Origin of the sequence: Paramagnetospirillum caucaseum (assembly GCF_000342045.1) — a bacterium.
In the GTDB taxonomy this organism is placed as follows: Bacteria; Pseudomonadota; Alphaproteobacteria; order Rhodospirillales; family Magnetospirillaceae; genus Phaeospirillum; species Phaeospirillum caucaseum.
The window spans coordinates 1-23,160 of sequence record NZ_AONQ01000018.1; the positions used below are offsets into that span (position 1 = coordinate 1).

General features: G+C 67.7%; 25 protein-coding genes. 11 read left to right on the plus strand and 14 right to left on the minus strand.

Translation table 11 applies throughout. The features are described from left to right. The coding region (locus H261_RS08310; protein WP_040476046.1) for a glutathione S-transferase at window positions 1-476 on the minus strand (476 nt) is incomplete at its 3' end. A 74-nt stretch (window positions 477-550) separates the two neighbouring features. Here H261_RS08310 and H261_RS08315 point away from each other — a divergent pair. The 3 genes from H261_RS08315 (at window position 551) to H261_RS08325 (ending at window position 5,005) form a co-directional block, all read left to right on the plus strand. Continuing rightward, a complete protein-coding gene (locus H261_RS08315; RefSeq protein WP_008616434.1) occupies window positions 551-1,948 on the plus strand; it encodes a leucyl aminopeptidase family protein in 1,398 nt (465 codons plus the stop codon). 152 nt (window positions 1,949-2,100) lie between these two features. After that, window positions 2,101-3,549, plus strand: a complete 1,449-nt coding sequence (locus tag H261_RS08320; protein WP_008616435.1) for a TrkH family potassium uptake protein — start codon at window positions 2,101-2,103, stop codon at window positions 3,547-3,549. 7 nt (window positions 3,550-3,556) lie between these two features. Continuing rightward, window positions 3,557-5,005, plus strand: coding sequence for a TrkH family potassium uptake protein (locus tag H261_RS08325; protein ID WP_008616437.1), 1,449 nt, complete (start codon window positions 3,557-3,559; stop codon window positions 5,003-5,005). Between the two features lie 12 nt (window positions 5,006-5,017). Here the strand turns inward: H261_RS08325 and H261_RS08330 are convergent, their stop codons facing one another. The 5 genes from H261_RS08330 to H261_RS08350 form a co-directional block, all read right to left on the minus strand. Further along, a complete protein-coding gene (locus tag H261_RS08330; RefSeq protein ID WP_008616439.1) occupies window positions 5,018-5,572 on the minus strand; it encodes a protein phosphatase CheZ in 555 nt (184 codons plus the stop codon). Between the two features lie 88 nt (window positions 5,573-5,660). After that, entirely contained in the window at window positions 5,661-6,650 is a 990-nt protein-coding gene (meaB, locus tag H261_RS08335) for a methylmalonyl Co-A mutase-associated GTPase MeaB (RefSeq protein ID WP_008616441.1), read from the minus strand. Between the two features lie 8 nt (window positions 6,651-6,658). Next, complete coding sequence (locus H261_RS08340) at window positions 6,659-6,922, minus strand: hypothetical protein (RefSeq protein WP_008616443.1); 264 nt, start codon at window positions 6,920-6,922, stop codon at window positions 6,659-6,661. A 2-nt stretch (window positions 6,923-6,924) separates the two neighbouring features. Next, a complete protein-coding gene (locus H261_RS08345; protein WP_008616445.1) occupies window positions 6,925-7,227 on the minus strand; it encodes a hypothetical protein in 303 nt (100 codons plus the stop codon). Window positions 7,228-7,373: 146 nt separating this feature from the next. Next, entirely contained in the window at window positions 7,374-8,870 is a 1,497-nt protein-coding gene (locus tag H261_RS08350; protein WP_008616447.1) for a carboxypeptidase M32, read from the minus strand. A 103-nt stretch (window positions 8,871-8,973) separates the two neighbouring features. Here H261_RS08350 and elbB point away from each other — a divergent pair, with 103 nt between their 5' ends. The 5 genes from elbB (at window position 8,974) to msrB (ending at window position 13,687) form a co-directional block, all read left to right on the plus strand. Beyond that, window positions 8,974-9,642, plus strand: coding sequence for an isoprenoid biosynthesis glyoxalase ElbB (gene elbB, locus H261_RS08355; protein WP_008616449.1), 669 nt, complete (start codon window positions 8,974-8,976; stop codon window positions 9,640-9,642). Beyond that, entirely contained in the window at window positions 9,643-10,578 is a 936-nt protein-coding gene (gene truB / locus H261_RS08360; protein WP_008616451.1) for a tRNA pseudouridine(55) synthase TruB, read from the plus strand. Window positions 10,579-10,587: 9 nt separating this feature from the next. Continuing rightward, entirely contained in the window at window positions 10,588-10,857 is a 270-nt protein-coding gene (gene rpsO, locus H261_RS08365) for a 30S ribosomal protein S15 (RefSeq protein WP_008616454.1), read from the plus strand. A gap of 170 nt (window positions 10,858-11,027) precedes the next feature. Next, window positions 11,028-13,190, plus strand: coding sequence for a polyribonucleotide nucleotidyltransferase (pnp, locus tag H261_RS08370; RefSeq protein WP_008616456.1), 2,163 nt, complete (start codon window positions 11,028-11,030; stop codon window positions 13,188-13,190). 101 nt (window positions 13,191-13,291) lie between these two features. After that, window positions 13,292-13,687 (plus strand): peptide-methionine (R)-S-oxide reductase MsrB, encoded by a 396-nt coding sequence (msrB, locus tag H261_RS08375; RefSeq protein ID WP_008616457.1) that lies wholly within the window; start codon window positions 13,292-13,294, stop codon window positions 13,685-13,687. Here the strand turns inward: msrB and H261_RS08380 are convergent. Further along, complete coding sequence (locus tag H261_RS08380; protein WP_040476017.1) at window positions 13,668-13,895, minus strand: VF530 family protein; 228 nt, start codon at window positions 13,893-13,895, stop codon at window positions 13,668-13,670. The two genes, msrB and H261_RS08380, sit on opposite strands and share 20 nt — an antisense overlap. A gap of 100 nt (window positions 13,896-13,995) precedes the next feature. Between H261_RS08380 and H261_RS08385 the strand changes: the two genes are divergently transcribed. Then, window positions 13,996-14,883: an S-methyl-5'-thioadenosine phosphorylase gene (locus H261_RS08385; protein ID WP_008616459.1), complete on the plus strand. Its 888-nt coding sequence runs from the start codon at window positions 13,996-13,998 to the stop codon at window positions 14,881-14,883. Here the strand turns inward: H261_RS08385 and H261_RS08390 are convergent. Together H261_RS08390 and H261_RS08395 are read right to left on the minus strand one after the other, a co-directional pair. Next, entirely contained in the window at window positions 14,872-15,210 is a 339-nt protein-coding gene (locus H261_RS08390) for a type II toxin-antitoxin system PemK/MazF family toxin (protein WP_008616460.1), read from the minus strand. The two genes, H261_RS08385 and H261_RS08390, sit on opposite strands and share 12 nt — an antisense overlap. Beyond that, window positions 15,197-15,412 carry a type II toxin-antitoxin system PrlF family antitoxin gene (locus tag H261_RS08395; RefSeq protein WP_008616462.1) on the minus strand — a complete coding sequence of 72 codons (216 nt, stop codon included), beginning with the start codon at window positions 15,410-15,412 and terminating at the stop codon, window positions 15,197-15,199. Before H261_RS08395 ends, H261_RS08390 begins: the two co-directional genes overlap by 14 nt. Window positions 15,413-15,534: 122 nt before the next feature. Here H261_RS08395 and mtnA point away from each other — a divergent pair, with 122 nt between their 5' ends. Beyond that, on the plus strand, window positions 15,535-16,623 hold the full coding sequence (mtnA, locus tag H261_RS08400; protein WP_008616464.1) for an S-methyl-5-thioribose-1-phosphate isomerase: 1,089 nt from the start codon (window positions 15,535-15,537) through the stop codon (window positions 16,621-16,623). Between the two features lie 123 nt (window positions 16,624-16,746). Here the strand turns inward: mtnA and H261_RS08405 are convergent, their stop codons facing one another. From H261_RS08405 to H261_RS08425, 5 genes are all read right to left on the minus strand, one after another. After that, complete coding sequence (locus H261_RS08405) at window positions 16,747-18,081, minus strand: DNA recombination protein RmuC (RefSeq protein WP_008616474.1); 1,335 nt, start codon at window positions 18,079-18,081, stop codon at window positions 16,747-16,749. A gap of 248 nt (window positions 18,082-18,329) precedes the next feature. Then, window positions 18,330-18,893, minus strand: coding sequence for a 16S rRNA (guanine(966)-N(2))-methyltransferase RsmD (rsmD, locus tag H261_RS08410; RefSeq protein WP_008616475.1), 564 nt, complete (start codon window positions 18,891-18,893; stop codon window positions 18,330-18,332). Then, the gene (locus H261_RS08415; protein ID WP_008616476.1) at window positions 18,868-19,752 is read right to left on the minus strand and encodes a pseudouridine synthase; all 885 of its coding nucleotides are present in this window, start codon (window positions 19,750-19,752) and stop codon (window positions 18,868-18,870) included. The genes rsmD and H261_RS08415 overlap by 26 nt, the downstream gene beginning before the upstream one ends. Next, on the minus strand, window positions 19,749-20,465 hold the full coding sequence (locus tag H261_RS08420; RefSeq protein ID WP_008616477.1) for a gamma-glutamyl-gamma-aminobutyrate hydrolase family protein: 717 nt from the start codon (window positions 20,463-20,465) through the stop codon (window positions 19,749-19,751). Before H261_RS08420 ends, H261_RS08415 begins: the two co-directional genes overlap by 4 nt. Before the next feature lie 225 nt (window positions 20,466-20,690). Beyond that, a complete protein-coding gene (locus tag H261_RS08425) occupies window positions 20,691-22,334 on the minus strand; it encodes a lactate permease LctP family transporter (protein ID WP_040476019.1) in 1,644 nt (547 codons plus the stop codon). Between the two features lie 162 nt (window positions 22,335-22,496). On the opposite strand from H261_RS08425, the gene H261_RS08430 reads away from it, so the two are divergent. Beyond that, a complete protein-coding gene (locus H261_RS08430; RefSeq protein ID WP_008616479.1) occupies window positions 22,497-23,141 on the plus strand; it encodes an FCD domain-containing protein in 645 nt (214 codons plus the stop codon). Window positions 23,142-23,160 lie beyond the last annotated feature (19 nt).

A 23,160-nucleotide genomic window follows, 5' to 3' on the forward strand; every position in this document is an offset into this window, starting at 1 on the left:
AAGGTTCCGAACAGGAAGGGGCCGCCCTGGCCGAAGCGGGCGCGGCAATCGGTCCAGAGGGCGTCGATGCGGGCCACGTCGGCCCGAACGTCGTCGGGGATGTCCGCCATGGGATGGTCTTCCACCACATCCATGGAGCAAGCGGAGCGCAGCGGCATGAAGCCGGCATGCATCTCGGCCGAAACCGAGCGGGCCTGGGCGCGGGCCGCCGGGTCCCGGGGCCACAGCCCGGCCTGGGGGAAGCGCTCGGCCAGATATTCGCAGATGGCCAGCGAATCCCAGACGGTGACCCCGCCATCGTCCAGGGCGGGAATCTTGCCCGACGGCGACCATTGCAGGATCCTGGCCTTGGTGTCGGGCTGGCGCAGCTCGATGAACACTTCGCGGAAGGGGGCACCGGTGGCGGCCAGCGCCATCCAGGCCCTGAGCGACCAGGAGGACCAGCGCTTGGTGCCGACGACGAGGGTGAGAGACATGATGCTTCCCAAACCGTGGATGGTCACGGATCATGGGAGCAAGCGCGGGACGCCTTCAACAGGGAATTGGTGACATGACGGAGGAAAGGGTGCTGGAACTGCTGGTCGAGACCGACGACATCGCCACGGACCTGGTTCCCCTGCGCAAGGGCGAGCTGGCCGGCTGGCTGGGCGGCCAGCCCGCCGCCATCCGCCAGTGGGTGGAGCAGACCGGTTTCAAGGCCGAACCCGGCTCGGTCTGCCTGCTGCCCGGCGAGGGCGGGGTCCTGGCCGGCGTCCTGGCCGGCCTGCCCGACGAAGACGATCCCTGGGCCTTCGCCCACTTTCCGGGCAAGCTGCCGGCCCGCACCTTCCGGCTGGCCGCGCCGCTGCCCGCCGTCCAGGAGGACCGCGCCGCCCTGGCCTGGGCGCTGGCCGGCTATTCCTTCGACCGCTACAAGGCGCGCAAGGGCAAGGAACAGCCCCGCCTGGTGTGGCCGCGCGCCGCCGACCGCGCCCGGGTCGGGCGCTGCGCCGAGGCCGTCGCCCTGGTCCGCAACCTGATCAACACCCCGGCCGCCGACATGGGACCGGCGGAACTGGCCGCCGCCGCCGATGCCCTGGCGGCGCGCTTCGGCGCCAGGTGCCGGGTGATCGTCGGCGACGGCCTGCTGGCCGAGAACTATCCCGCCATCCACGCGGTGGGGCGCGGCGCCGCCCAGAACCGCCGCCCCCGGCTGATCGACCTCGCCTGGGGCGATGAGCGCGCCCCCAAGGTGACCCTGGTGGGCAAGGGGGTGTGCTTCGACACCGGTGGCCTGGACCTGAAGCCGTCGTCCAACATGAAGCTGATGAAGAAGGACATGGGCGGCGCCGCCCATGTGCTGGGCCTGGCCTCGATGATCATGGAAGCCGGGCTGAAACTCAGGCTGCGGGTGCTGATCCCGGCGGTGGAAAATTCGGTTTCGGGGGAATCCATGCGGCCGCTGGACGTGCTGGCCACCCGCAAGGGCCTCACCGTCGAGGTAGGCAACACCGACGCCGAGGGCCGCCTGATCCTCTGCGACGCCCTGGCCGAGGCGGCGGCCGAGAAGCCCGCTTTGCTGATCGACATCGCCACCCTGACCGGAGCGGCGCGGAGCGCGCTGGGTACCGACCTGCCCGCCTTGTTCAGCAACAACGATCTGCTGGCCGCCGACATCCTCCGGAACGGCGAGGCCGAGGGCGAGCCGCTGTGGCGGCTGCCGCTGCACAAGCCCTATCGCCGCATGATCGATTCCAAGGTGGCCGACCTGACCAACGCCTCGGATTCCCCCCATGCCGGCGCCATCACCGCCGCCCTGTTCCTGCAGGAATTCGTCGAGCCGGACATCGCCTGGGCCCACCTGGACATCATGGCCTGGAACGGCGCCGGCCGCCCCGGCCGCCCCGAGGGTGGCGAGGCGCTGGCCCTGAAAGCCCTGTTCGCCACCATCGCCCAGCGGTTCGCATAACGCCGATCCGTATTCGGCGGGCGAAACGCCCGCGCTCCGCCGACGGAGCCTGGGGCGCGGCCGTTCCGGCAGCCGCCGCCCGGACGCAAGACAGTCCTTTACAGGGGAGGAGATTCCTTCCATGAGTCATCTCTTCCAAGGGGACAGATGACTTGATCGACATCCGGCCGGTTCTCTTCGTCAACGGCTTCCTGCTGCTGGTGCTGGCTGCGGCCATGGGCATTCCGGCGATAGTCGATCTGTCGGCCGGCGACGTGGACTGGAAGGTGTTCGCCGTGTCGTCCATGGTCACCGCCTTCTCGGGCCTGGCCCTGATCTTCGGCACCCGGACCAGGGGGCGGCCCTCGCTGTCGGCGCGCCAGGCCTTCATGCTGACCACCCTGGCCTGGGTCAGCACGGCGGCCTTCGCCGCCCTGCCCTTCGCCTTTTCCAACCTGCGCCTGTCTCCCACCGACGCGGTGTTCGAGGCCATGAGCGGGCTGACCACCACCGGGGCCACGGTGATCATCGGCCTGGACACCGCGCCGCGCGGCATCCTGATCTGGCGGGCCCTGCTCAACTGGCTGGGCGGCGAGGGCATCATCATCATGGCGGTGGCCATCCTGCCCCTGCTGCGCATCGGCGGCATGCAGGTCTTCCGCATGGAGACCTCGGACAAGACCGAATCCATCAAGCCGCGCATCACCCAGGTGGCCACCGCCATCACCCTGGTCTACGTGGTGTTCACCGCCCTGGCGGCGCTGGCCTTCTGGGCGGCGGGCATGGGCCGCTTCGACGCCGTCTGCCACGCCATGGCGGCCATCTCCACCGGCGGATTCTCCACCTCGGACGCCAAGCTGGCCCATTGGAACACCGCCGTGCAGTGGGTGGCCATCTTCGCCATGATGGTCGGGGGATCGAGCTTCGTGCTGTGGACCGGCCCGTGGCGCAACGGCCGCCCGCGCATCCTCGACGACGCCCAGGCCCACTGGTACCTGATGTTCATCGGCACCGCCGCCGGGGTGCTGGCCCTATGGCAATGGGCGGTCAACGACATGAGCCTGGGGATCGCCGTGCGCCACGCCGCCTTCAACGTGGTGTCCACCGTCACCACCACCGGCTTCGTCTCCACCGATTACGGCCTCTGGGGCGGCTTCGCCCATGTGGTGTTCTTCATCCTGGTGTTCATCGGCGGCTGCACCGGCTCCACCGCCGGCGGCGTCAAGATCTTCCGCTGGGAATTGCTGTTCGCCCTGGCCGGCATCCACCTGAAGCGCCTGCTTCACCCGCACGGCGTCTTCGTCATCCACTACAACCAGCGGCCCATCGCGCCCTCGATCCTCGATTCGGTGCAGGGCTTCGTGGTGATGTACTTCTTCACCTTCGCCCTGTTCGCCCTGGCCTTGAGCATGGTGGGGGTGGACTTCCTCACCGCCCTGTCGGGGTCGGCGGCGGCGCTGGCCAATGCCGGGCCGGGCATCGGCGAGGTGATCGGCCCGTTCGGCAGCTATCGCCCGCTGCCCGATTCCGCCAAGTGGATCCTGTCCTTCGAGATGATGCTGGGCCGCCTGGAACTGTTCACCGTGGCGGTGCTGTTCTCGCGCAGCTATTGGCGGGAGTAGCGGCATCATGATCGACATCCGCCCCGTCCTGTCCTCCATCGGCGCCCTGGTCTGCATCCTGGCCGCCGCCATGTGGCTGCCGGCGGCCATCGACTTCCGCGACGGGCACGAGGAATGGCAGGTCTTCGCCACCTCGTCGGGGCTGACCCTGTTCTTCGGCCTGGCCCTGCTGCTGGGCACCCGCACCCCCAGCCAGCGGCGCGGCGTGCGCCAGACCTATCTGGCCGCCACCTTCGGCTGTCTGGTCCCCGGCCTGTTCGCCGCCCTGCCCCTGGTCTACGGACCGCTGCAATTATCGCCCACCGACGCGGTGTTCGAGGCGCTGGCCGGCCTGACCACCACCAACGCCACGGTGATCCGCGGCATGGACGCCCTGCCGCGCGGGCTGGTGCTGTGGCGCGCCGTGCTGGGCTGGCTGGGCGGCATCGGCGTCATCGCCATGGCCATCGCCGTGCTGCCCGATCTGGCGGTGGGCGGCATGCAGATGTTCCGCCTGGAGGTTCCCGGCCCGGCCGAGCGCGCCACCTCGCGCGGGCGGCGCATCGCGTTTTCCATCCTGGCCGGCTATTGCGGCGCCACCGCCCTGCTGGCCCTGGCCCTGTGGCTGGCCGGCATGAGCGGCTTCGAGGCCCTGGTCCACGCCATGGGGACCATTTCCACCTCGGGGGCCTCCACCTCCGACGCCTCGGTCGGCCATTTCGACAGCGCCGCCATCACCGTGCTGATCACCTTCGGCATGGTGCTGGGCGGCATGCCGTTCCTGCTGTTCTTCCACTTCCTGCGCGGCAACCGCAAGATCGTGCTGCGCGACCACCAACTGCGCTGGTACTTCGCCCTGCTGGCGCTCGGCACCCTGGGGGTATCGGCCTGGCTGGTGGCCAGCCGGGGGCTGCCGCCGCTGGACTCGCTGCGCCATGGGGCGCTGACCGTGGTGTCGGTGATGACCGGCACCGGGCACTTCACCCTGGAATACGGCAATTGGGGCGGCATGCCGGCCGCCATCCTGTTCTTCCTGGCCTTCGTGGGGGGCTGCGCCGGCTCGACCAGCGGCGGCATCAAGGTCTTCCGCTTCCAGTTCCTGTTCGCCGACGCCCTGATGCAGATCCGCCGCCTGCTGCGCCCGCACGCGGTGCTGATCGCCGGCTTCAACCGCCGCCCCATCCCCGAGGAGGTGTTGGGCTCGGTGATGGGCTTCCTGTTCGTCTATGCGCTCTCTTTCGCCATGCTGGCCATGTCGCTGGCCTTCCTCGGCCTCGACTTCGTCACCGCCGTGTCGGGGGCGGCCTCGGCCCTGGCCAATCTCGGGCCGGGCCTGGGGCCGGAGATCGGCCCCGGCGGCTCCTATGCCGGCCTGCCCGATCTGGCCAAGTGGCTGCTGTCCCTGGGGATGCTGGTGGGAAGGCTGGAACTGTTCACCGTGCTGGTGCTGTTCGTCCCCGCCTTCTGGCGGCAGTGAGTTCGGACGCCGTCAGCCGAACAGCTTGTCGATGGCGTCCTGGCCCAGCATGCGGTCCACGTCGGCCTGAGAGACGCCCTGGCCGGGCAGTTGGGGCCCGTGCAGCAGCGCCTTGTCGGGATCGACCTCGTCCTTCTTGATCTCGACCACCAGCTTGGTCAGCTCGTCCTTGCCCCAGGTGAGGATGACCGCCTTGATGCGGTCCTCGACGAACTTCAGGGAATTGACGATCTTGGAGATGCGCTGGCCGGTGATGTCCTGGAACGAGCAGGCCTCGAACACCTGGTTGACCCGGTCCTCCACCTTGTCGAAAACCTGGACCAGCGGCTGGTTGTCGATGGCGATGGCGCGGGCCTCGCACATCAGCTCGCTGACGCTCTCCATGCTTTCCATGATGGTGTTGGTGGCGCTTTCCGTGGCGCCGACGATGGCGTCCAGCTGCTCCGACATGCTGCCGAAGTGATCCTGGGCACCGGGCGGGTTGAGGGCGGCCAGCTCGGTCTTGATCTTCTGGAGGTGCCCGAACAGCCCCACCAGCTCCCGCTTGAGGAGGCCGCTATCGGTCATCGGTGTCTGCATGTTCATTCCGTCGCCTTCATATAGAAGCCTGAGAATAGCCTGTTTATCGGGAGCACGCCAAGGGGCATCCCTGGAATTAGTGCTGCCCCCGGAAGGTCCGCACCAATTGCCGCGCCGCCGCGCCGGGCGCCATCCGTCCGGCGGCGACGCCGCGCTCCATCTCGGGCAGCAGCCTTTCCACCCGGGGGTCGTCGCGCAAGGCCTGCAACAGGGTCTCCGACACCTCGTTCCACATCCAGGCATGGGCCTGGGCGGCGCGGCGTCCGGCCAGGGCGCCGGCCTTGTCCATGGCGTCGCGGTAGGAGGCGATGGTCGACCACACCGCGTCGATGCCCGACCGCGCCAGGGCCGAGCAGGTCAGCACCGGCACAGTCCAGTGGGGCGAGGAGGGCGCCAGCAGATGCAGGGCATTCTTGTAGTCGCGCGCCGCACGCCCCGCCGCCGCCGCCAGGTCGCCGTCGGCCTTGTTGACGATGATGGCGTCGGCCAGCTCGACGATGCCCTTCTTGATGCCCTGCAATTCGTCGCCGCCGCCGGGCACCAGGACCAGCAGGAACATGTCGACCATGTCGGCCACCGCCGTCTCGGATTGCCCGACCCCCACCGTCTCGACCACGATGACGTCGAAGCCCGCCGCCTCGCAGACCAGCATGGCTTCCCGGGTGCGGCGCGCCACGCCGCCCAGGGTGCAGCCGGACGGACTGGGGCGGATGAAGGCCCGCGCGTCGCGCGACAACTCCTCCATGCGGGTCTTGTCGCCGAGGATCGAGCCGCCCGAGCGCGGGCTGGAGGGGTCCACCGCCAGCACCGCCGGCTTCTTGCCCATCTCCAGCACATGCAGGCCAAAACTTTCGATGAAGGTGCTCTTGCCCGCGCCGGGCACGCCGGTGATGCCGACCCGCACCGAGCGCCCCGTGTGGGGCAGCAATTCGTGCATCAGCGCTTCCGCCGCCTCGCGGTGGTCGGGGCGGGTGGATTCGATCAGGGTGATGGCGCGGGCCAGGGCGCGGCGCTCGCCGGCCAGCACGCCCTCGGCCAGGGCCTTGGGATCGGGGGAGGTGCTCACGTTACGGGCTATCTCTTCTTGTCGTCGGGCTCGCGGCCCTGGTTGAGGAAGGTGAGGATGGCCATGCCGACCAGCTTGGCGCGGTCCTCGTCCGACAGGGCGTCGAGAATCTTGCGCTTGGCGCGGTGGACCTCCTGGGCGCGCTTCAGCAGGGCGGTGCGGTCGGAGCCGGGATCGGCCTTGGCTGGAGGCAAGGGCTTGGGCTTGGCTTTCGGCTTTGGCTTCGCCTTCGGCTCGCCGGGACCGAACAGGGCTTTGAGGAAGCCGAACATGCTCAACCGCCCCCCAGCAGCGCCTTGCGCGCCACCTGTTCCAGCCTGGCCCGCTCGTCGTCGGAAAGCTCGGCCAGCACCGATTGCCGCGCCCGGTGCACCAGCATGGCCGAACGGATCAGCTGGGCCTTTTCCGGCGGCAGGCGCTTCATGCGCTCCTCCGCCTCGGCCAAAGCGGTGGCGGGGTCGCGTTCCCTCGGCCTGGAGGCGGCAGCCTTCGGACGCGCCGACACCCCCGGCGCCGGGCGCTTCAGCGCCTCGCGCGCCCGCTTGTCGAGGACCAGACGGGACAGCCAGCCGAGCATGGGGCGAGTCTACTCCAAATGATTCGTATCGGCGAGCCGCTGAAGCGACTCGCCTTATCACCCTCAGACGCCGGGCGCTTCGCTTGGCTTACTTGGCATAAGCCGAGGCGAGCCGTGCCCTTGCCGCCTTCCGACGGAAGGCGGAATCAACCCAGGTAGCGCCGCCGCAGATGGGCCTCGAACACGGTGGGATCGAGAGGACGGCCGGTGGCCTGGGTCAGCAGCTCGCGGGTGGAAACCAGCGAACCCCTGGAATGGACATTGGCGCGCAGCCAGGCGAGCAGCGGCCGGAAATCACCGCCGGCGATGCCTTTCGACACCTCGGGATCGGCGGTCCTGGCGCCGTCGAACAGCTGGGCGGCGGTCATCGCCCCCAGGGTGTAGGTGGGGAAATAGCCCCAGGCGCCGCCATACCAGTGGATGTCCTGCAGGCAGCCCAGGCGGTCGTCGGGCGGCCGGATGCCCAGCAGGCGCTCGTAGCCGTCGTTCCAGGCGGCGGGTAGGTCGTCCAGCTCCATGCGGCCCTCGATCAGGGCCTTTTCCAGGCGGTAGCGGATGATGACGTGGGCGGGATAGGTGACCTCGTCGGCCTCGACGCGGATGAAGCCCCGGCTGACCCGGATGCCGCGCCGGTAGAGATTGTCCGCCTCCCAGGCCGGGCCGTCGCCGCCGAAGGTGCTTTTGAGCAGCGGCGAGAGGAAGCCGGCGAATTCCTTGGACCGGCAGGCCTGCATCTCCATCAGCAGCGACTGGGATTCGTGCATCACCATGCCCCTGGCCCGGCCCACCGGCTGCGAGCGCCAGTGGCCGGACGGCAGGCCGAACTCGTAGAGGGCATGCCCGGTCTCGTGCAGCACCCCCATCATGGCCGAGGCGAAATCGTCCTCGTTGTAGCGGGTGGTCACCCGGATGTCGCCGGGATAGCCGCCGCAGAACGGGTGGTGCGACACGTCCAGGCGGCCATGGCGGAAATCGAAGCCCAGCACCTCCATCAGGCGCATGCCCAGCGCCTTCTGCCGGTCGGTGGGAAACAGGCCGTCCGGTTCCAGGACGGCGGGGCGGGCCGCCTGGGCGTCGAGCACCTCGCCGATGAAGCCGGGCAGGAACTTTTCCAGGTGGTCGAACACCGGGTCGATCTCGGCGGCGCGGCCCAGGGGCTCGTACTGGTCGAGCAGGGCGTCGTAGATGGAGACGCCCAGCGCCTCGGCCTTGACGTGCCCCACTTCGCGCACCAGCCCCAGCAATACCTTGAGCGCCGGCAGCACGGCCTTGAAGTCGGCCGCCGGGCGGGCCTGGCGCCACACCATCTCGCAGGCCGATTCGGCCCGCGCCAGGGCGTCGACCAGATCGGCGGGCAGGGCGCTGGCATGAATCCAGTCGCGGCGCATCTCGCGCAGGTTGGCCGCCTGCCATTCGTCCAGCGGCCCGGCCGCCGCCTTGTCCAGCAGTTCGCCCAGGTCGGGGGCGGTGATCTGTTCGTGGTTGATGCCGCGCAACGTCGCCACCTGCTCGGCGCGGAACTCGGCGGCGCCCTCGGGCATCATGGTCGCCATGTCCCACGACAGCACCGACAGCGCCTCGGCGACGGAATTCATCTTGCGGAAGCAGGCTTCCAGGGTGGCATAGGCGGGATTGGGGCTCATGGAACTCACATGGTATCTCGAACGGGGAAACGATAGACCATGGCCCTCGCTTCGGGGAATCGTATAATCACGCGACTTTCCCCGAGAGGATGAGGAACACCCCATGACCGCCAAACCCCGCTTCGCCGTCGTGCTGTCCGGCTGCGGCGTCTATGACGGCGCCGAGATTCACGAAGCCGTGCTGACCCTGCTGGCCATCGACCGCCAGGGCGGCACATATCAGTGCTTCGCCCCCGACCGCGCCCAGATGCATGTGGTCAACCACCTGACCGGCCAGGAAGCCGCCGGCGAAAGCCGCAACGTGCTGGTGGAATCGGCGCGCATCGCGCGCGGCAATATCAAGTCCCTGGCCGAGTTCGACGCCTCCCAGGTGGATGCCCTGATCCTCCCCGGCGGCTTCGGCGCCGCCAAGAATCTCTGCACCTTCGCCACCCAGGGCCCCGATTGCACGGTGGATTCCGATACCGAGAAGGCGGTCAAGGCCATGGCGGCGGCGGGCAAGCCCATGGGCGCGCTGTGCATCGCCCCCGCCCTGATGGCCCGAATCTTCGGCGACGGCATCGACGTCACCATCGGCAACGACGAGGGCACCGCCACGGCCATCGAGGCCATGGGCGCCCGGCACACCAAGGCTGCTCACGGCGGCGTGGTGGTGGACAAGGGCCACAAGGTGGTGACCTCGCCCTGCTACATGCTGGACTCCTCCATCTCCCAGATCGCCGACGGCGCCGAGAACACGGTGAAGGCCCTGCTCCAGCTTCTGGGCCGCTGAGTGGGCCGCAAGCGCAAGGGCAATCCCGTTCACGGCTGGCTGGCCATCGACAAGCCGTTGGGAATCGGCTCCACCCAGGTGGTGGCCAGGGTCAAGCGCATCCTGGGCGCCGCCAAGGTCGGCCATGGCGGCACCCTGGACCCGCTCGCCTCGGGCATCCTGCCCATCGCGCTGGGCGAGGCGACCAAGACGGTGCAATACGTCATGGACGGGGCCAAGACCTACCGCTTCCAGGTCCGCTGGGGCGAGGCCACCGCCAGTTGCGATCGTGAGAACGAGGTGACCGGAACCTCGCCCGTCCGCCCGACGGCCGAAGCCATCCAGGCCGCCCTGCCCGCCTTCCTGGGCGAGATCGAGCAGATCCCCCCCGCCTATTCCGCCATCAAGATCGACGGTCAGCGCGCCTACGATCTGGCCCGCGCCGGAGAGGAGGTGGAGATCAAGCCCCGCCGGGTCACCATCGACTCGTTCATCCTGCTGGGCCAGCCCGATGCCGACCACGCCGATTTCGAGGTCCATTGCGGCAAGGGCACCTATGTGCGCTCCCTGGCCCGCGACCTGGCCCTGGCGCTGGGTACCTTGGGGCACGTCTCGGTGCTGCGCCGCACCGCCTGCGGCCCGTTCACCGAGCAAAACGCGATTTCCCTTGAATCCCTGGAGCAAAAGGGGCAAGTTCCCGCCCCTTGGACCTTTCTGCTTCCCATCGAGACCGCGCTGGACGACATCCCGGCCCTGGCCCTGACGGAAAGCGAGGCCCGCCGCCTCCAGAGCGGTAATCCCGTGTCAATCCCGCACGTGGCTTCCCGGCATCCGCAGGCTGAACTCGCCGAAGGCATGGTATGCCGGGCGATGCAGTCAGAGCGGCTGGTGGCGTTGGTTCGCATCGAAAGCGGAGAAATCCGTCCGGTGCGGGTCATGAACCTCACCGATGAATAGGAGTAGACGATGTCGATCACTGCTGAGCGTACCCAGGAACTCGTCAAGGAATACGCGACCAAGGAAGGCGACACCGGTTCCGCCGAGGTCCAGGTCGCCATTCTGTCGGAGCGCATCCGCAACCTGACCGAGCACCTGAAGTCTCACAAGAAGGATTTCCACTCGCGCCGCGGCCTGCTGATCATGGTCGGCCAGCGTCGCCGCATGCTCGACTACCTGAAGGCCAAGGACAACAAGCGCTACGAGGGCCTCATTGGCCGCCTCGGTCTGCGCAAGTAATCCACACAGCCGCTATACGAAGGCCGGGCGTCGCCTGGAATGCACCCGCGCGGGGATGGCTCCGCGCGGGTGACCGTATTTGAGCCGTTTGAAAAGCGGCCGATGCGAGAAATTGACGCCGGGACCGGCCGCAATCCGGCGGCGGTCCTAAACATAAGGAAGTGACTTACATGTCCATGTTCAATGCCCACCGCAAGGAAATCACCTGGGGCGGCCGCAAGCTGGTGCTGGAGACCGGCAAGGTCGCCCGCCAGGCCGACGGCGCCGTGATGGTCACCTATGGCGAAACCACCGTGCTGTGCACCGTGGTGGGCGCCAAGAGCCAGAAGCCCGGCATCGACTTCTTCCCGCTGACGGTGAACTACCAGGAGAAGGCTTTCGCCGCGGGCAAGATCCCCGGCGGCTTCTTCAAGCGCGAGGGCCGTCCGAGCGAGAAGGAGACCCTGGTCTCCCGCCTGATCGACCGCCCGATCCGCCCGCTGTTCGCCGATGGCTTCCGCAACGAAGTGCAGGTGGTCTGCACCGTGCTGAGCCATGATCTCGAGAACGACCCCGACATCGCCGCCCTGGTCGGCACCTCCGCCGCCCTGACCATCTCCGGCCTGCCCTTCATGGGCCCGGTGGGCGCCGCCCGCGTCGGCTACGTCAACGGCGAGTACGTGCTGAACCCGCTGGTCGGCGACCTGCCCAACAGCGAGCTCGACCTGGTGGTCGCCGGCACCGTCGAAGGCGTGCTGATGGTCGAATCCGAGGCCAAGCAGCTGTCGGAAGAGATCATGCTGGGCGCCGTGATGTTCGGCCACCGCGAATTCCAGGCGGTGATCCAGGCGATCATCGATCTGGCCGAGGAATGCGCCAAGGACCCGTGGGACCTGCCCGAGCCCCCCGCCGAGGTGGCGGTGGTCAATGGCAAGTTCGCCGATGCCGGCGTGCCCGCCGAGATGGCCGAAGCCTACAAGATCATCAAGAAGCAGGACCGCTACGCCGCCGTGGGCGCCGTGAAGAAGAAGGCCCTGGCCCTGCTGACCGAGGCGGCCGAGATCGCCGTCGCCGGCGGCATCCTGAAGCACCTGGAAGCCGACGTGGTGCGTGGCAACATCCTGAAGACCGGCGTGCGCATCGACGGCCGCGACACCAAGACCGTCCGTAAGATCGAGGTCGAGGTCGGCGTCCTGCCCCGCGCCCACGGTTCCGCCCTGTTCACCCGCGGCGAGACCCAGGCCCTGGTGGTCGCCACGCTGGGCACCGGCCAGGACGAGCAGATCATCGACCAGCTGGCGGGCGAGTACCGCGAGCACTTCATGCTGCACTACAACTTCCCTCCCTACTCGGTGGGTGAAGCCGGCCGCATGGGTTCGCCCGGCCGCCGCGAGATCGGCCACGGCAAGCTGGCCTGGCGCGCCATGCGCCCGACCCTGCCGGCCAAGGAGGCCTTCCCCTACACCATGCGTGTGGTCTCCGAGATCACCGAGTCCAACGGCTCGTCCTCCATGGCGACCGTCTGCGGCACCTCGCTGGCCATGATGGACGCCGGCGTGCCCCTGCCCAAGCCGGTGGCGGGCATCGCCATGGGCCTGATCAAGGAAGGCGCCGACTTCGCCGTGCTGACCGACATCCTGGGCGACGAGGATCACCTCGGCGACATGGACTTCAAGGTGGCCGGCACCGTCGACGGCGTCACCGCGCTGCAGATGGACATCAAGATCACCTCGATCACCGAGGAGATCATGAAGATCGCGCTCGGCCAGGCCAAGGACGGCCGCATCCACATCCTGGGCGAGATGAACAAGGGCCTGGATCACGCCCGTGATTCGGTGTCGGGCAATGCGCCGCGCATCACCACCATCTCCATCCCCAAGGAGAAGATCCGCGAAGTCATCGGCACCGGCGGCAAGGTCATCCGCGAGATCTGCGAGCAGACCGGCGCCAAGATCGACATCGACGACGACGGCACCATCAAGGTCGCCTCGGTGGACGCCGATGCCGCCCAGCGCGCCATCGACTGGATCCGCGGCATCGTCGCCGAGCCGGAGCTGGGCGTGGTCTACAACGGCAAGGTCGTGAAGGTCGTCGATTTCGGCGCCTTCGTGAACTTCCTGGGCTCGCGCGACGGCCTGGTCCACATCTCGGAACTGGCCCGCGAGCGCGTCGCCAAGACCGCCGACGTGGTCAAGCAGGGCGACGCGGTCAAGGTCAAGGTCCTGGGCTTCGACGACCGCGGCAAGGTAAAGCTGTCCATGAAGCAGGTGGATCAGACCACCGGCGAGGACATCTCCGCCCAGCTGGAAGCCGAGCGCGCCGCCTCCAAGCGCGAGCGTCACCACGAGGATTGATCCTCGGGCGAGGTCCGCATGAAAGGGCGCGGCTCCGGAAACGGGGCCGCGCTTTTTTCTTGGGGGCCGCCACCCTACATTGAGGACGAAGGAGACAGGCCATGACCGACAAGGTGGCGAAGACCGATGCCGAGTGGCGGGAACAACTGAGCCCCGGCCAGTACGCGGTGACCCGCCAGAAGGCGACGGAGCGGCCGTTCTCGGGCGAATACGACCACTTGTTCAAACCCGGCCGCTACCACTGCGTCTGCTGCGGCCAGGAACTGTTCCTGTCGGAGGCCAAGTTCGATTCCGGCTGCGGCTGGCCGGCCTTCTCCATGCCCGCCGATCCACAAGCGGTGACCGAGGAGAAGGACCGCAGCCACGGCATGATCCGCACCGAGGTGCTGTGCGCCCGCTGCGACGCCCATCTCGGCCACGTCTTCGACGACGGCCCCGGCCCGGCGGGCCTGCGCTATTGCATCAACTCGGCTTCGCTCAGGTTCGAGAAGACGTGAGCTTCAGGTACAGTTCCTCGACCTTCTGCCGGGCCCAGGGGGTCTGGCGCAGGAATTTCAGGCTCGACTTGATGCTGGGCTTATTGAAGAAGCACTGCAGATTGATCTGCTGGCACAATCCGGCCCAGCCGTAATGCCTGACCAGGGTGGTCAGCACGGCTTCCAGCGTGATGCCGTGCAGGGGATTCTTGGGCTGTTCGCGGGTCATGGCCGCAGCATAATGCGCCCGGGCCGCATCCGTCCAATTGCATCCGCGGCGATTTTGCCCTAACACCACCCGGTGATCATCCCAGCGAAAGGGCTTCTTCATGGCGGACGGACATTCCACTCCCGTGCTCGGCATCATCGGCGGTTCGGGCGTCTATGACATCGACGGGCTGACCAACAAGGAATGGCGCCGGGTGGACAGCCCGTTCGGCCCCGCCTCGGACGAATTCCTGTTCGGCGAACTGGACGGCCAGAAGCTGGTCTTCCTGCCCCGCCACGGGCGCGGCCACCGCATTCCTCCGTCCGAGCTGAATTTCCGCGCCAACATCGACGCCATGAAGCGGGCCGGCGTCACCGAGATCCTGTCGGTCTCGGCGGTGGGCAGCCTCAAGGAAGAGCTGCCGCCCGGCACCTTCGTCATCGTCGACCAGTTCATCGACCGCACCTTCGCACGCACCAAGAGCTTCTTCGAGACCGGCCTGGTGGCCCACGTCTCCATGGCCCATCCCACCTGCGGCCGCCTGGGCGACCTGGTCGAGGCCGCCGCCAGGGAGGCCGGCATCGTCGCGGTGCGGGGCGGCACCTATCTGGTCATGGAAGGCCCGCAATTCTCGACCCAGGCGGAAAGCAACCTCTATCGCCAGTGGGGCTGCGACGTCATCGGCATGACCAACATGCCCGAGGCCAAATTGGCCCGCGAGGCGGAGATGTGCTACGCCAGCGTCGCCATGGTCACCGATTACGATTGCTGGCACCCCGACCACGACGCCGTCACCGTGGACGCCATCATCAAGGTCCTGCTGGCCAACGCCGACCGCGCCCGCTCGCTGGTCAAGGCGGTCGCCCCCAAGGTCACCGGGCGCAAGAGCCCCTGCGCCAAGGGCTGCCACACCGCTCTCGACAACGCCATCATCACCCATGGCGAGGTCCGCGACCCGGCGGTGGTGGGTCGGCTGGATGCGGTGGCGGGCCGGGTACTAAACCGGTAGGGTGGCCGTCAGCCGCTCCGCCACCCGGTCCCGGTCAGGTTGTGGCAAGATGCCGATCCGTTCGGCATCCCTGGCCTCGATGGTGGCGACCTTGGCGGTGCGGATCACCGAGGGGGCCGGCAGACCGGTAGCCTTCAGGTCGGAAATCTCCACGTCACCCGGCCAGCCCCGGTTCTCGGCGCTGGTGATCATCAGCACCCACAACAGGCCGTGATCCCCCGCCAACGACCCGGCGGCGATCACCAGGGCCGGGCGGTTCTGGCGCGTGGACCGATCGGTATAGGGAAACGGGACCTTGACCACGTCCCAGACGTCAAAGGCTGCCATAGGCCTTGCGATCCGCCTCGCCGCCCCATTCGCCGAAGGTGGCGAAGGGGTCCTCCACCGCCTCCTTCTGGACCCGGGTCATCACGACCCGGTCGCCTTCGATGGCATAGGCGATCTCGTCGCCGTCCTTGAGGCGCAATGCCAGACGGACGGGCTGGGGAACGGTGGTCTGGGCCTTGCTGGTCAATCGGCTGGAAATCATGGCCGGTCATTCCAAGTGCAACGATCCGATTGTAAGGATTTTCCTTACCCGCGGTCAAGGGGATGGTTGCCGCCCTCCTTGCCATCCCTTAGAGTGCCGCCGGTTCCCCTGGAGAGCACCCCATGAAGATCAACGGCACCCCCTACCGCACCATCTGGCTGGCCAAGGACGGCAAGACGGTCGAGATCATCGACCAGACCCGGCTGCCCCATGAATTGGTGGTGATGGCGCTGCGCTCGCTGGACGACGCCGCCAGGTCCATCAAGGACATGTGGGTGCGGGGCGCGCCGCTGATCGGCGCCACCGCCGCCTACGGCATGGCCCTGGCCGCCGTGGGCGACGCCAGCGATGCCGGACTGGAGCGGGCCTATCAGGTGCTGCACGCCACCCGGCCCACCGCCATCAACCTGAAATGGGCCCTGGACGAGATGATGGCGGCCTTGAAGACGCTGCCCGTCGGCGAGCGCATCGGGGCTGCCTATCAGCGCGCCGCCGAGATCTGCGACGAGGATTCCGCCCAGAACGCCGCCCTGGGCGAGCACGGCGCGGCAATCATCGCCGAACACCACAAGGCCAAGCGCCGGACCATCAACATCCTGACCCACTGCAACGCCGGCTGGCTGGCCACGGTGGATTGGGGCACCGCCCTGGCCCCGGTCTACAAGGCCTTCGATTCCGGCATTCCCCTGCATGTCTGGGTGGACGAGACGCGGCCGCGCAACCAGGGCGCCAGCCTGACGGCGCGCGAACTGAACTGGCACGGCGTGCCGCACACGGTGATCGCCGACAATACCGGCGGCCACCTGATGCAGCACGGCATGGTGGATCTGTGCATCGTCGGCACCGACCGCACCACCCGCAACGGCGACGTCTGCAACAAGATCGGCACCTATCTCAAGGCCCTGGCCGCCAGGGACAACGACGTGCCGTTCTATGTCGGCCTGCCCAGCCCGACCATCGACTGGACCGTCGCCGACGGGGTCAGGGAAATCCCCATCGAGGAGCGCTCGGCCCGCGAGCAGACCCATATCTTCGGTCGTACCGAGGACGGCCAGGTCTGCGAGGTCCAGGTCACCCCCGACGGCTCACCCGCCGTCAATTACGGCTTCGACGTCACCCCCGCCCGCCTGGTCACCGGCCTGATCACCGAGCGCGGCGTGTGCGAGGCGTCGCCGGAGGGGCTGAGAGGACTGTTCCCGGAGCGGGCATAGTTGGGTTGCCGCCCAAGCCCGCCTGGAGGCACGCCTTCCGGACCTCTCCTTATTTCAATAAACGGGAGGGTTCGGGAGGCTGTGCCTCCCGACCGGGGACCGGGGCGAGAGCCCCCTTATGCCTCACTCCTCGTCCTCACCCGAATCCTCGATGGCGGCGGCACTGGATAGAGCCAGCAGCGCATTCACCTGCGCATCAGGAATGACCTCGACGTTCCTCAGGCTCTTGTCGATGACGCGCTTGCGCCGGGCGACCTCCTCGATGGAATTGGTGGCGCTCTGCAACTGCTTCTTCACCTTGTCGAGCACATCTCCGTATTTGCCGAACTCGACCTTGACCACCTGCAGCGTCTCGCGGATTTCCGACGAGCGCTTTTCAATGGCCAGAGTCTGGAAGCCCATCTGAATGGCGTTCAGGATGGCTCCCAATGTGGTCGGCCCAGCCGCCACCACCTTGAAGTCGCGTTGAATCGCATCCACCAGGCCGGGGCGGCGCAGCACTTCGGCATAGAGGCCCTCGGTGGGCAGGAACAGGATGGCGAAGTCGGTGGTCGCCGGCGGATTGACGTATTTGTCGCGGATATCGCGGGCGAAACTCTTGATTCGCACCTCCAGCGCCTTGGCGGCGGCCTCCACCGCGTCCGGATCGGCGCGTTCGACGGCCATCTGCAGCCGCTCGTAATCCTCGTTGGGGAATTTGGAATCGATGGGCAGCAGGACTTCCGGCTCATCGTCGCCCTTGCCCGGCAGGCGGATGGCGAAGTCGACGCGCTCCAGGCTGCCCTTCTTGCAATTGGCCTCGCGCATGTACTGGTCGGCGCGCAGCATCTGCTCCAACAGATTGCCAAGCTGCACCTCGCCCCAGGTGCCGCGTGTCTTGACGTTGGTGAGGACGCGCTTCAGGTCGCCGACGCCGCCCGCCAGGGACTGCATCTCACCCAGGCCCTTGTGCACCTGCTCCAGCCGGTCGCTGACCAGCTTGAAGGATTCGCCCAGGCGCTTTTCCAGGGTGCCCTGCAGCTTCTCATCCACGGTCTGGCGCATCTGCTCCAGCTTGGCGGTGTTCTCGCCGCGCAGCTTGTCCAGGTGCTCGGAGACCACGCGGGTCTGCTCGGACACCGTCTTGCCGATGCCTTCGCCCAGCTGCTTGATACCGCCCAGCACCTCTTCCCGCAGGGCGCGGGCCTGGGTGGCCTGATCCGAGCGGAACTCGGCCAGCTTGGTCTCCACCAGGATGCGCAGCTCGGTGTGGTACTTGTCGGCGCTGGCGGCGGAACCGGCCTGATGGTCGCGGATCATCTCGGCGGTCTCGCGCCGGTCCTGGCGGGCCTCGTCGCGCAACACCCGCTCCAGCCGGTCGAGACGCTCGGACAGATCCTCCTTCCGACGGAGCAGCAACAGCACAACCCCGACCAGGGCGAGCAGGGAAAGACCAGCGGAGATCAGGGCAAAATCCATGGTGACCGTCCGAACATTACAGGAACGCTCGCTTGTATCACGGATTGGCGGGGGATACAAATGACGACGGCGGGCCGGGATGGTCCGGTCCGCCGTCAAGGAGGAAAGTGCATGAATCAGATGCCCTTTCTCCTGGTGCCCCGGTTTCGTCTCTGGCGGATTCTCGTCCGCCTGATCGTCACCAGGGCCTAGGAGTGGCCGGCGTCGGGGCGCAACCCGGCGTCGGCTTCCTCCCTATCATAACCACGTCAGGCGTGATTTTCCAGTTTCCAGACCACGAACACCAGCCGCGCCGCGCCGCGCGGGCGTTCGTCCACCGCCTCGAACCCGGCCGGCGGCGTGAAGGCCTCGTCGGCGGCCACCTCCACCACCGCCAGGGCGCCGCTCGCCAGCCAGCCCTTGGCGGCCAGACCTTCCAGGCAGGGAACGGCGAGACCGGAATGATAGGGCGGGTCCAGAAAGGCCAGGGTACAGGCATGGGGGGCGGCGGGCGGCTTGGCGGCGTCGGCGCGCAGAACCTTGGCCTGCCCCTCCACCTTCAGGGCCTTGACGTTGGCGTAGAGGACGGCGAGGGGCCGGGCGGCCAGTTCGAGGAAGCAGGCATGGGCCGCGCCGCGCGACAGGGCTTCCAGGCCCAGCGCCCCCGACCCGGCGAAGGCGTCCACCACGCGGGCGCCGTCCATCTCCACCCGATCGGAATGCATCAGGATGTCGAACAGCGCCTGACGCACCCGGTCGGCGGTGGGGCGGGTGTCGCGGCCGGCGGGAGCCTCGAGCCGGCGGCCCTTATGAAGACCGGCGACGATTCGCATCGGGTTTCGCCTTCTTGGCGCTCGCGGCGCGCTTGTCGTCGGCCAGCTTGGCCTTGCGGGCCTTGGCGGCGACGCGCTGTTCCTTCTCGCGCTCGCCGGCCGGCTTATTCTCGACCTTGGGCCGGAGCACCGCCTTGCCCTCGCCCATCTGCTCGCGTAGCACCTTGCCCGCCACCTCGTCGGCGGCGCCCTCTTCCAGGGTCCCCAACTGGAACGGGCCGTAGGAGACGCGGATCAGGCGCGACACCGGCCAGCCGAGGAAATCCATCACCCGGCGGATTTCGCGGTTCTTGCCCTCGCGCAAGCTGACGGAGAGCCAGGCGTTGGCGCCCTGGCGGCGGTCCAGGGTGGCGCTGATCGGGCCATAGGCCATGCCGTCGATGGTGATGCCGTTTTCCAGCCGGGCCAGGGCGTCTTCCGACACCTCGCCATGGACGCGGACCCGGTAGCGCCGCAGCCAGGCGTTGGAGGGCAGTTCCAGCTTGCGGGCCAGTTCGCCGTCATTGGTCAGCAGCAGCAGCCCCTCGGAATTGAGATCGAGCCTTCCGACCGAGATCACCCTGGGCATACCGTCGGGCAGATGCTCGAACACCGTCGGCCGCCCCTCGGGGTCCTTGTGGGTGGTGACCAGCCCGGCCGGCTTGTGATAGCGCCACAGCCGGGTCTTTTCCGGCTCGGCCAGCGGCTTGCCGTCGACGATGACGATGTCGCCGGGACCGACCACGCAGGCGGGACTGTCCAGGGTCTTGCCGTTGACCGAGACGCGGCCCATCTCGATCCAACGCTCGGCCTCGCGGCGCGAGCACAGCCCGGCACGGGCCAGCCTTTTCGCGATACGCTCGCCCTTTTCCTCGGTCATGTTCGGCAGGCTCCAACGAAAGCTCGCAGCAGGGCGGAATCCGCCGGGCTGATGTCATATTCGGGATGCCATTGCACCCCGATGCAGAAGGTGCGGTCCGTGGCCTCGATGCCCTCGACCACCCCGTCGGGGGCGATGGCGTTGATCAGGCAGCCGGGCGCCACCTGGCGCACCGCCTGATGGTGGGCCGAGTTCACCGGAATGCGCGTCTCGCCGACGATGGCGGCCAGCCGGGTGCCGGCGGCGATCTCCACCCAATGGCCGGGTTCGGAGCGGGAATTGGGCTGCTCGTGGGCCAGCGCGCCGGCCACCTCGTCGGGGATATGCTGGATCAGGGTGCCGCCCAGGGCCACGTTGAGCAGTTGCTGGCCGCCGCAGATCCCTAAGATGGGCATGTCGCGCTCCAGCGCGCCTTGCACCATGGCCAGTTCGAAGCGGGTGCGGCCGCTCTTCAGCACCAGGCCGGCGCGGGCCTCGGCCCCGAACAGCGCCGGGTCGATGTCGAAGGCCCCGCCGGTGACGACCAGCCCGTCGATGCGGTCGAGGAAGGCGGCGGCCAGATGGGGCTCGTGCGGCAGCAGCACCGGCAGCCCGCCGGCCCGCGCCACCGTCTCGGCGTAGTTGCGGCGCAGCGCGTACCACGGCATGCGGGAATAGCCGCCGGGCTCCTCGCTGTCCAGGGTGATGCCGATGAGGGGGGGCGAAAGGCTCATGAGGCTTTCTATACCCCCCCGCCGCTAAAGAAGAAAGGCCCGGGCGCGAGTGCCCGGGCCAGTTTGTCCTGCATCAGGGGATGCGGGAGGGTGAATTTCCGTTTCATCCCTGATGAAACGGCAAGCGCAAAGCGCGCCGCGGCTTATGCCGCGAGAGCCCGAGCGAAGCGCCCGGCGATTGAGGGACTTACGGCGAGCCGGTTCTCCGGCTCGCCGGGACAGATGCTAAGGAATCATCCAGGTCAGCCAGTAGGCCTGCACCCAGGTGATCACGCCGATGATGCACACGAAGAAGATGCTGTGCTTCAGGGTGAAGCGGAACAGGTTCGACTCGTGGCCGACCAGGCCCACGGCGGCGCAGGCCACCGCGATGGACTGGGGCGAGATCATCTTGCCGGTGACGCCGCCGGTGGTGTTGGCGGCGACCATCAGGATGTCGCTGACCCCCAGCTGGTGGGCGGTGGTGGCCTGCAGCGCGCCGAACAGGGCGTTGGACGAGGTGTCCGACCCGGTCAGGAACACGCCCAGCCAGCCCAGGACCGGCGAGAAGAAGGGATAGGCGTCGCCGGCGCCGGTCAGCAGCAGGGCAAGCGTGGTGGACAGGCCCGAGGCGTTGGCGACGTAGGCGAAGGCCAGCACCGTACCGATGGTGTAGATGGGGCGCTTCAGCTCGTTCAGGGTCTCGCCGAAGGTGGCCAGCCCGTCCTTGCCCTTCATCCCCAGCATGACGATGGTGATGATGGCCGAGATCAGGATGGCGGTGCCGGTGGCCGACACCAGGTTCAGGGTGTAGACGGCGGGCACGGACTTGGCGGCGGCAACGATCGGCGGCACCTTGGCCACCAGGTTGTGCAGGAACGGCACGTCCCAGGTGATGTTGGTGGAGACCAGCGCGCCGCCCTTGGCGAACATCGCCTTGAAGGGCTTCAGGCTCCACACGGTGACCACGGCGGTGAGGATCAGGAACGGCGCCCAGGCCTTGGCCACCTGGCCGGCGGTGTAGTCGTGGGAGTGCTTCTCGTCCTCGCCCTCGGCCTTGAAGCGGAAGATGTTCTTCGGCTGCCAGAACTTGAGGAACACGGTGATGCAGACCAGGCTGATCAGCGCCGAGGTGATGTCGGGCAGTTCCGGGCCGATGTAGTTGGAGGTGAACCACACGCCGAAGGCGAAGGACCCGCCGGCCACCAGGATGGCGGGCCAGGTTTCCTTGACGCCCTTGAAGCCGTCCATGATGAAGACGATCCAGAAGGGCACGAACACGGCCAGCAGCGGCAGCTGGCGGCCGGCCATGGCGCCGATCTTGAAGGGATCGAGGCCCGAGACCTGGCCGGCGACGATGATCGGAATGCCCATGGCGCCGAAGGCGACGGGAGCGGTGTTGGCGATCAGGCACAGGCCGGCGGCGTAGAGCGGGTTGAATCCCAGGCCGACCAGCAGGGCGGCGGTGATGGCCACCGGCGCGCCGAAGCCCGCCGCACCCTCGAGGAAGGCGCCGAACGAGAAGCCGATCATCAGCATCTGCAGGCGCTGGTCGGCGGTGATCGACACCACCGAGGCGCGGATGATCTCGAACTGGCCGGTCTTGACCGTGACCTTATACAGGAACACCGCGCCGATGATGATCCAGGCGATGGGCCACAGGCCGAACAGGAAGCCCTGCACGCCGGCCATCAGCGCCGATGCGACCGGCATCTTGTAGAAGACGATGGCCACGGCGATGGACAGCAGCACCGTGACGGTGCCGGCCACATGGCCCTTCATCTTCAGGATCGCCAGGGCGATGAAGAAGAAGATGATCGGAATGGCGGCGATCAGTGACGACAGCCACAGATTGCCGGCCGGGTCGTAGACTTGCATCCAAGCTTGCATGGTGCCTCCCCGAAGGTTCGACCGTGCATCCGCCCGGATGCCGGCGAGGTGTTGACGTTGAACGTTTTTTGAACCGTGGTAACAAAATTTGACCAGATGTGATGGGTGGATAACTCATTTGGTTACCATGTGTAAATGGAAAAGTTGCTATGCCAAAAATCCATGGTTGGCTATGCCCCGCCGCCGGCCTATCCTGATTCCATGAGTCACGCCGCCCCCAAGATTCCGTCCGAACCGGCCGCCGATCCCCTGGCCCGCCTGCTGCAGGCGCACCCGGAAACCGCCTACGACTACCTGGAATTCCGCCGGGTGATGGCCGGCAACGCCGCCGCCCTGGCCGCCGAGCGCGCCACCGATCAGGAACTGGCGCGGATTCGCGCCTGCCTGGATTCCATGGAGAAGGCCCACGCCCTGGACGACCCCGCCCAGGAGGCGGCGGCCGATGCCGAGTTCCACCTGGCCATCTACGAGACCGCCCACAATCTGGTGATGGTCCAGGTGATGCGGCGCATCTTCGAGATGCTGAAGGGCGGGGTGTTCTACGACCGCAGCGACCTCTACCGCCGGAAAGGGGTGCGCGACGGCTTCCTGCGCCAGCACCAGGCCATCTGGCACGCCATCGCGGCGGGCAACCCGGAAGCGGCCCGCACCATGGCCGAGGCCCATATCTCCTCCATCGAGGAAGCCCTGCGCGAGGCGCAGCGGGCCGATTCACGGCGGGAAACCGCCCTGCGCCGGCGCACCGGCTCGGATCTCACCGGCCGCATCCGGGCCGACGCTACCGCGGCAAAAATAGTGGACAAATAATTTTACCACTTTACGCTCT

Excerpts from the sequence above, each read along its gene's own strand:
- rpsO (WP_008616454.1), top strand. The coding sequence starts at position 10,588 with ATGTCGATCACTGCTGAGCGTACCCAGGAACTCGTCAAGGAATACGCG.
- H261_RS08415 (WP_008616476.1), bottom strand. The coding sequence starts at position 19,752 with ATGACCGAGGAAAAGGGCGAGCGTATCGCGAAAAGGCTGGCCCGTGCC.
- H261_RS08315 (WP_008616434.1), top strand. The coding sequence starts at position 551 with ATGACGGAGGAAAGGGTGCTGGAACTGCTGGTCGAGACCGACGACATC.
- H261_RS08385 (WP_008616459.1), top strand. The coding sequence starts at position 13,996 with ATGGCGGACGGACATTCCACTCCCGTGCTCGGCATCATCGGCGGTTCG.
- mtnA (WP_008616464.1), top strand. The coding sequence starts at position 15,535 with ATGAAGATCAACGGCACCCCCTACCGCACCATCTGGCTGGCCAAGGAC.
- msrB (WP_008616457.1), top strand. The coding sequence starts at position 13,292 with ATGACCGACAAGGTGGCGAAGACCGATGCCGAGTGGCGGGAACAACTG.
- rsmD (WP_008616475.1), bottom strand. The coding sequence starts at position 18,893 with ATGCGAATCGTCGCCGGTCTTCATAAGGGCCGCCGGCTCGAGGCTCCC.
- H261_RS08390 (WP_008616460.1), bottom strand. The coding sequence starts at position 15,210 with ATGGCAGCCTTTGACGTCTGGGACGTGGTCAAGGTCCCGTTTCCCTAT.
- pnp (WP_008616456.1), top strand. The coding sequence starts at position 11,028 with ATGTCCATGTTCAATGCCCACCGCAAGGAAATCACCTGGGGCGGCCGC.
- H261_RS08350 (WP_008616447.1), bottom strand. The coding sequence starts at position 8,870 with ATGAGCCCCAATCCCGCCTATGCCACCCTGGAAGCCTGCTTCCGCAAG.
- H261_RS08425 (WP_040476019.1), bottom strand. The coding sequence starts at position 22,334 with ATGCAAGCTTGGATGCAAGTCTACGACCCGGCCGGCAATCTGTGGCTG.
- H261_RS08380 (WP_040476017.1), bottom strand. The coding sequence starts at position 13,895 with ATGACCCGCGAACAGCCCAAGAATCCCCTGCACGGCATCACGCTGGAA.
- H261_RS08420 (WP_008616477.1), bottom strand. The coding sequence starts at position 20,465 with ATGAGCCTTTCGCCCCCCCTCATCGGCATCACCCTGGACAGCGAGGAG.
- H261_RS08330 (WP_008616439.1), bottom strand. The coding sequence starts at position 5,572 with ATGACCGATAGCGGCCTCCTCAAGCGGGAGCTGGTGGGGCTGTTCGGG.
- elbB (WP_008616449.1), top strand. The coding sequence starts at position 8,974 with ATGACCGCCAAACCCCGCTTCGCCGTCGTGCTGTCCGGCTGCGGCGTC.
- H261_RS08325 (WP_008616437.1), top strand. The coding sequence starts at position 3,557 with ATGATCGACATCCGCCCCGTCCTGTCCTCCATCGGCGCCCTGGTCTGC.
- H261_RS08430 (WP_008616479.1), top strand. The coding sequence starts at position 22,497 with ATGGTTGGCTATGCCCCGCCGCCGGCCTATCCTGATTCCATGAGTCAC.
- H261_RS08405 (WP_008616474.1), bottom strand. The coding sequence starts at position 18,081 with ATGGATTTTGCCCTGATCTCCGCTGGTCTTTCCCTGCTCGCCCTGGTC.
- H261_RS08340 (WP_008616443.1), bottom strand. The coding sequence starts at position 6,922 with ATGTTCGGCTTCCTCAAAGCCCTGTTCGGTCCCGGCGAGCCGAAGGCG.
- H261_RS08395 (WP_008616462.1), bottom strand. The coding sequence starts at position 15,412 with ATGATTTCCAGCCGATTGACCAGCAAGGCCCAGACCACCGTTCCCCAG.
- H261_RS08345 (WP_008616445.1), bottom strand. The coding sequence starts at position 7,227 with ATGCTCGGCTGGCTGTCCCGTCTGGTCCTCGACAAGCGGGCGCGCGAG.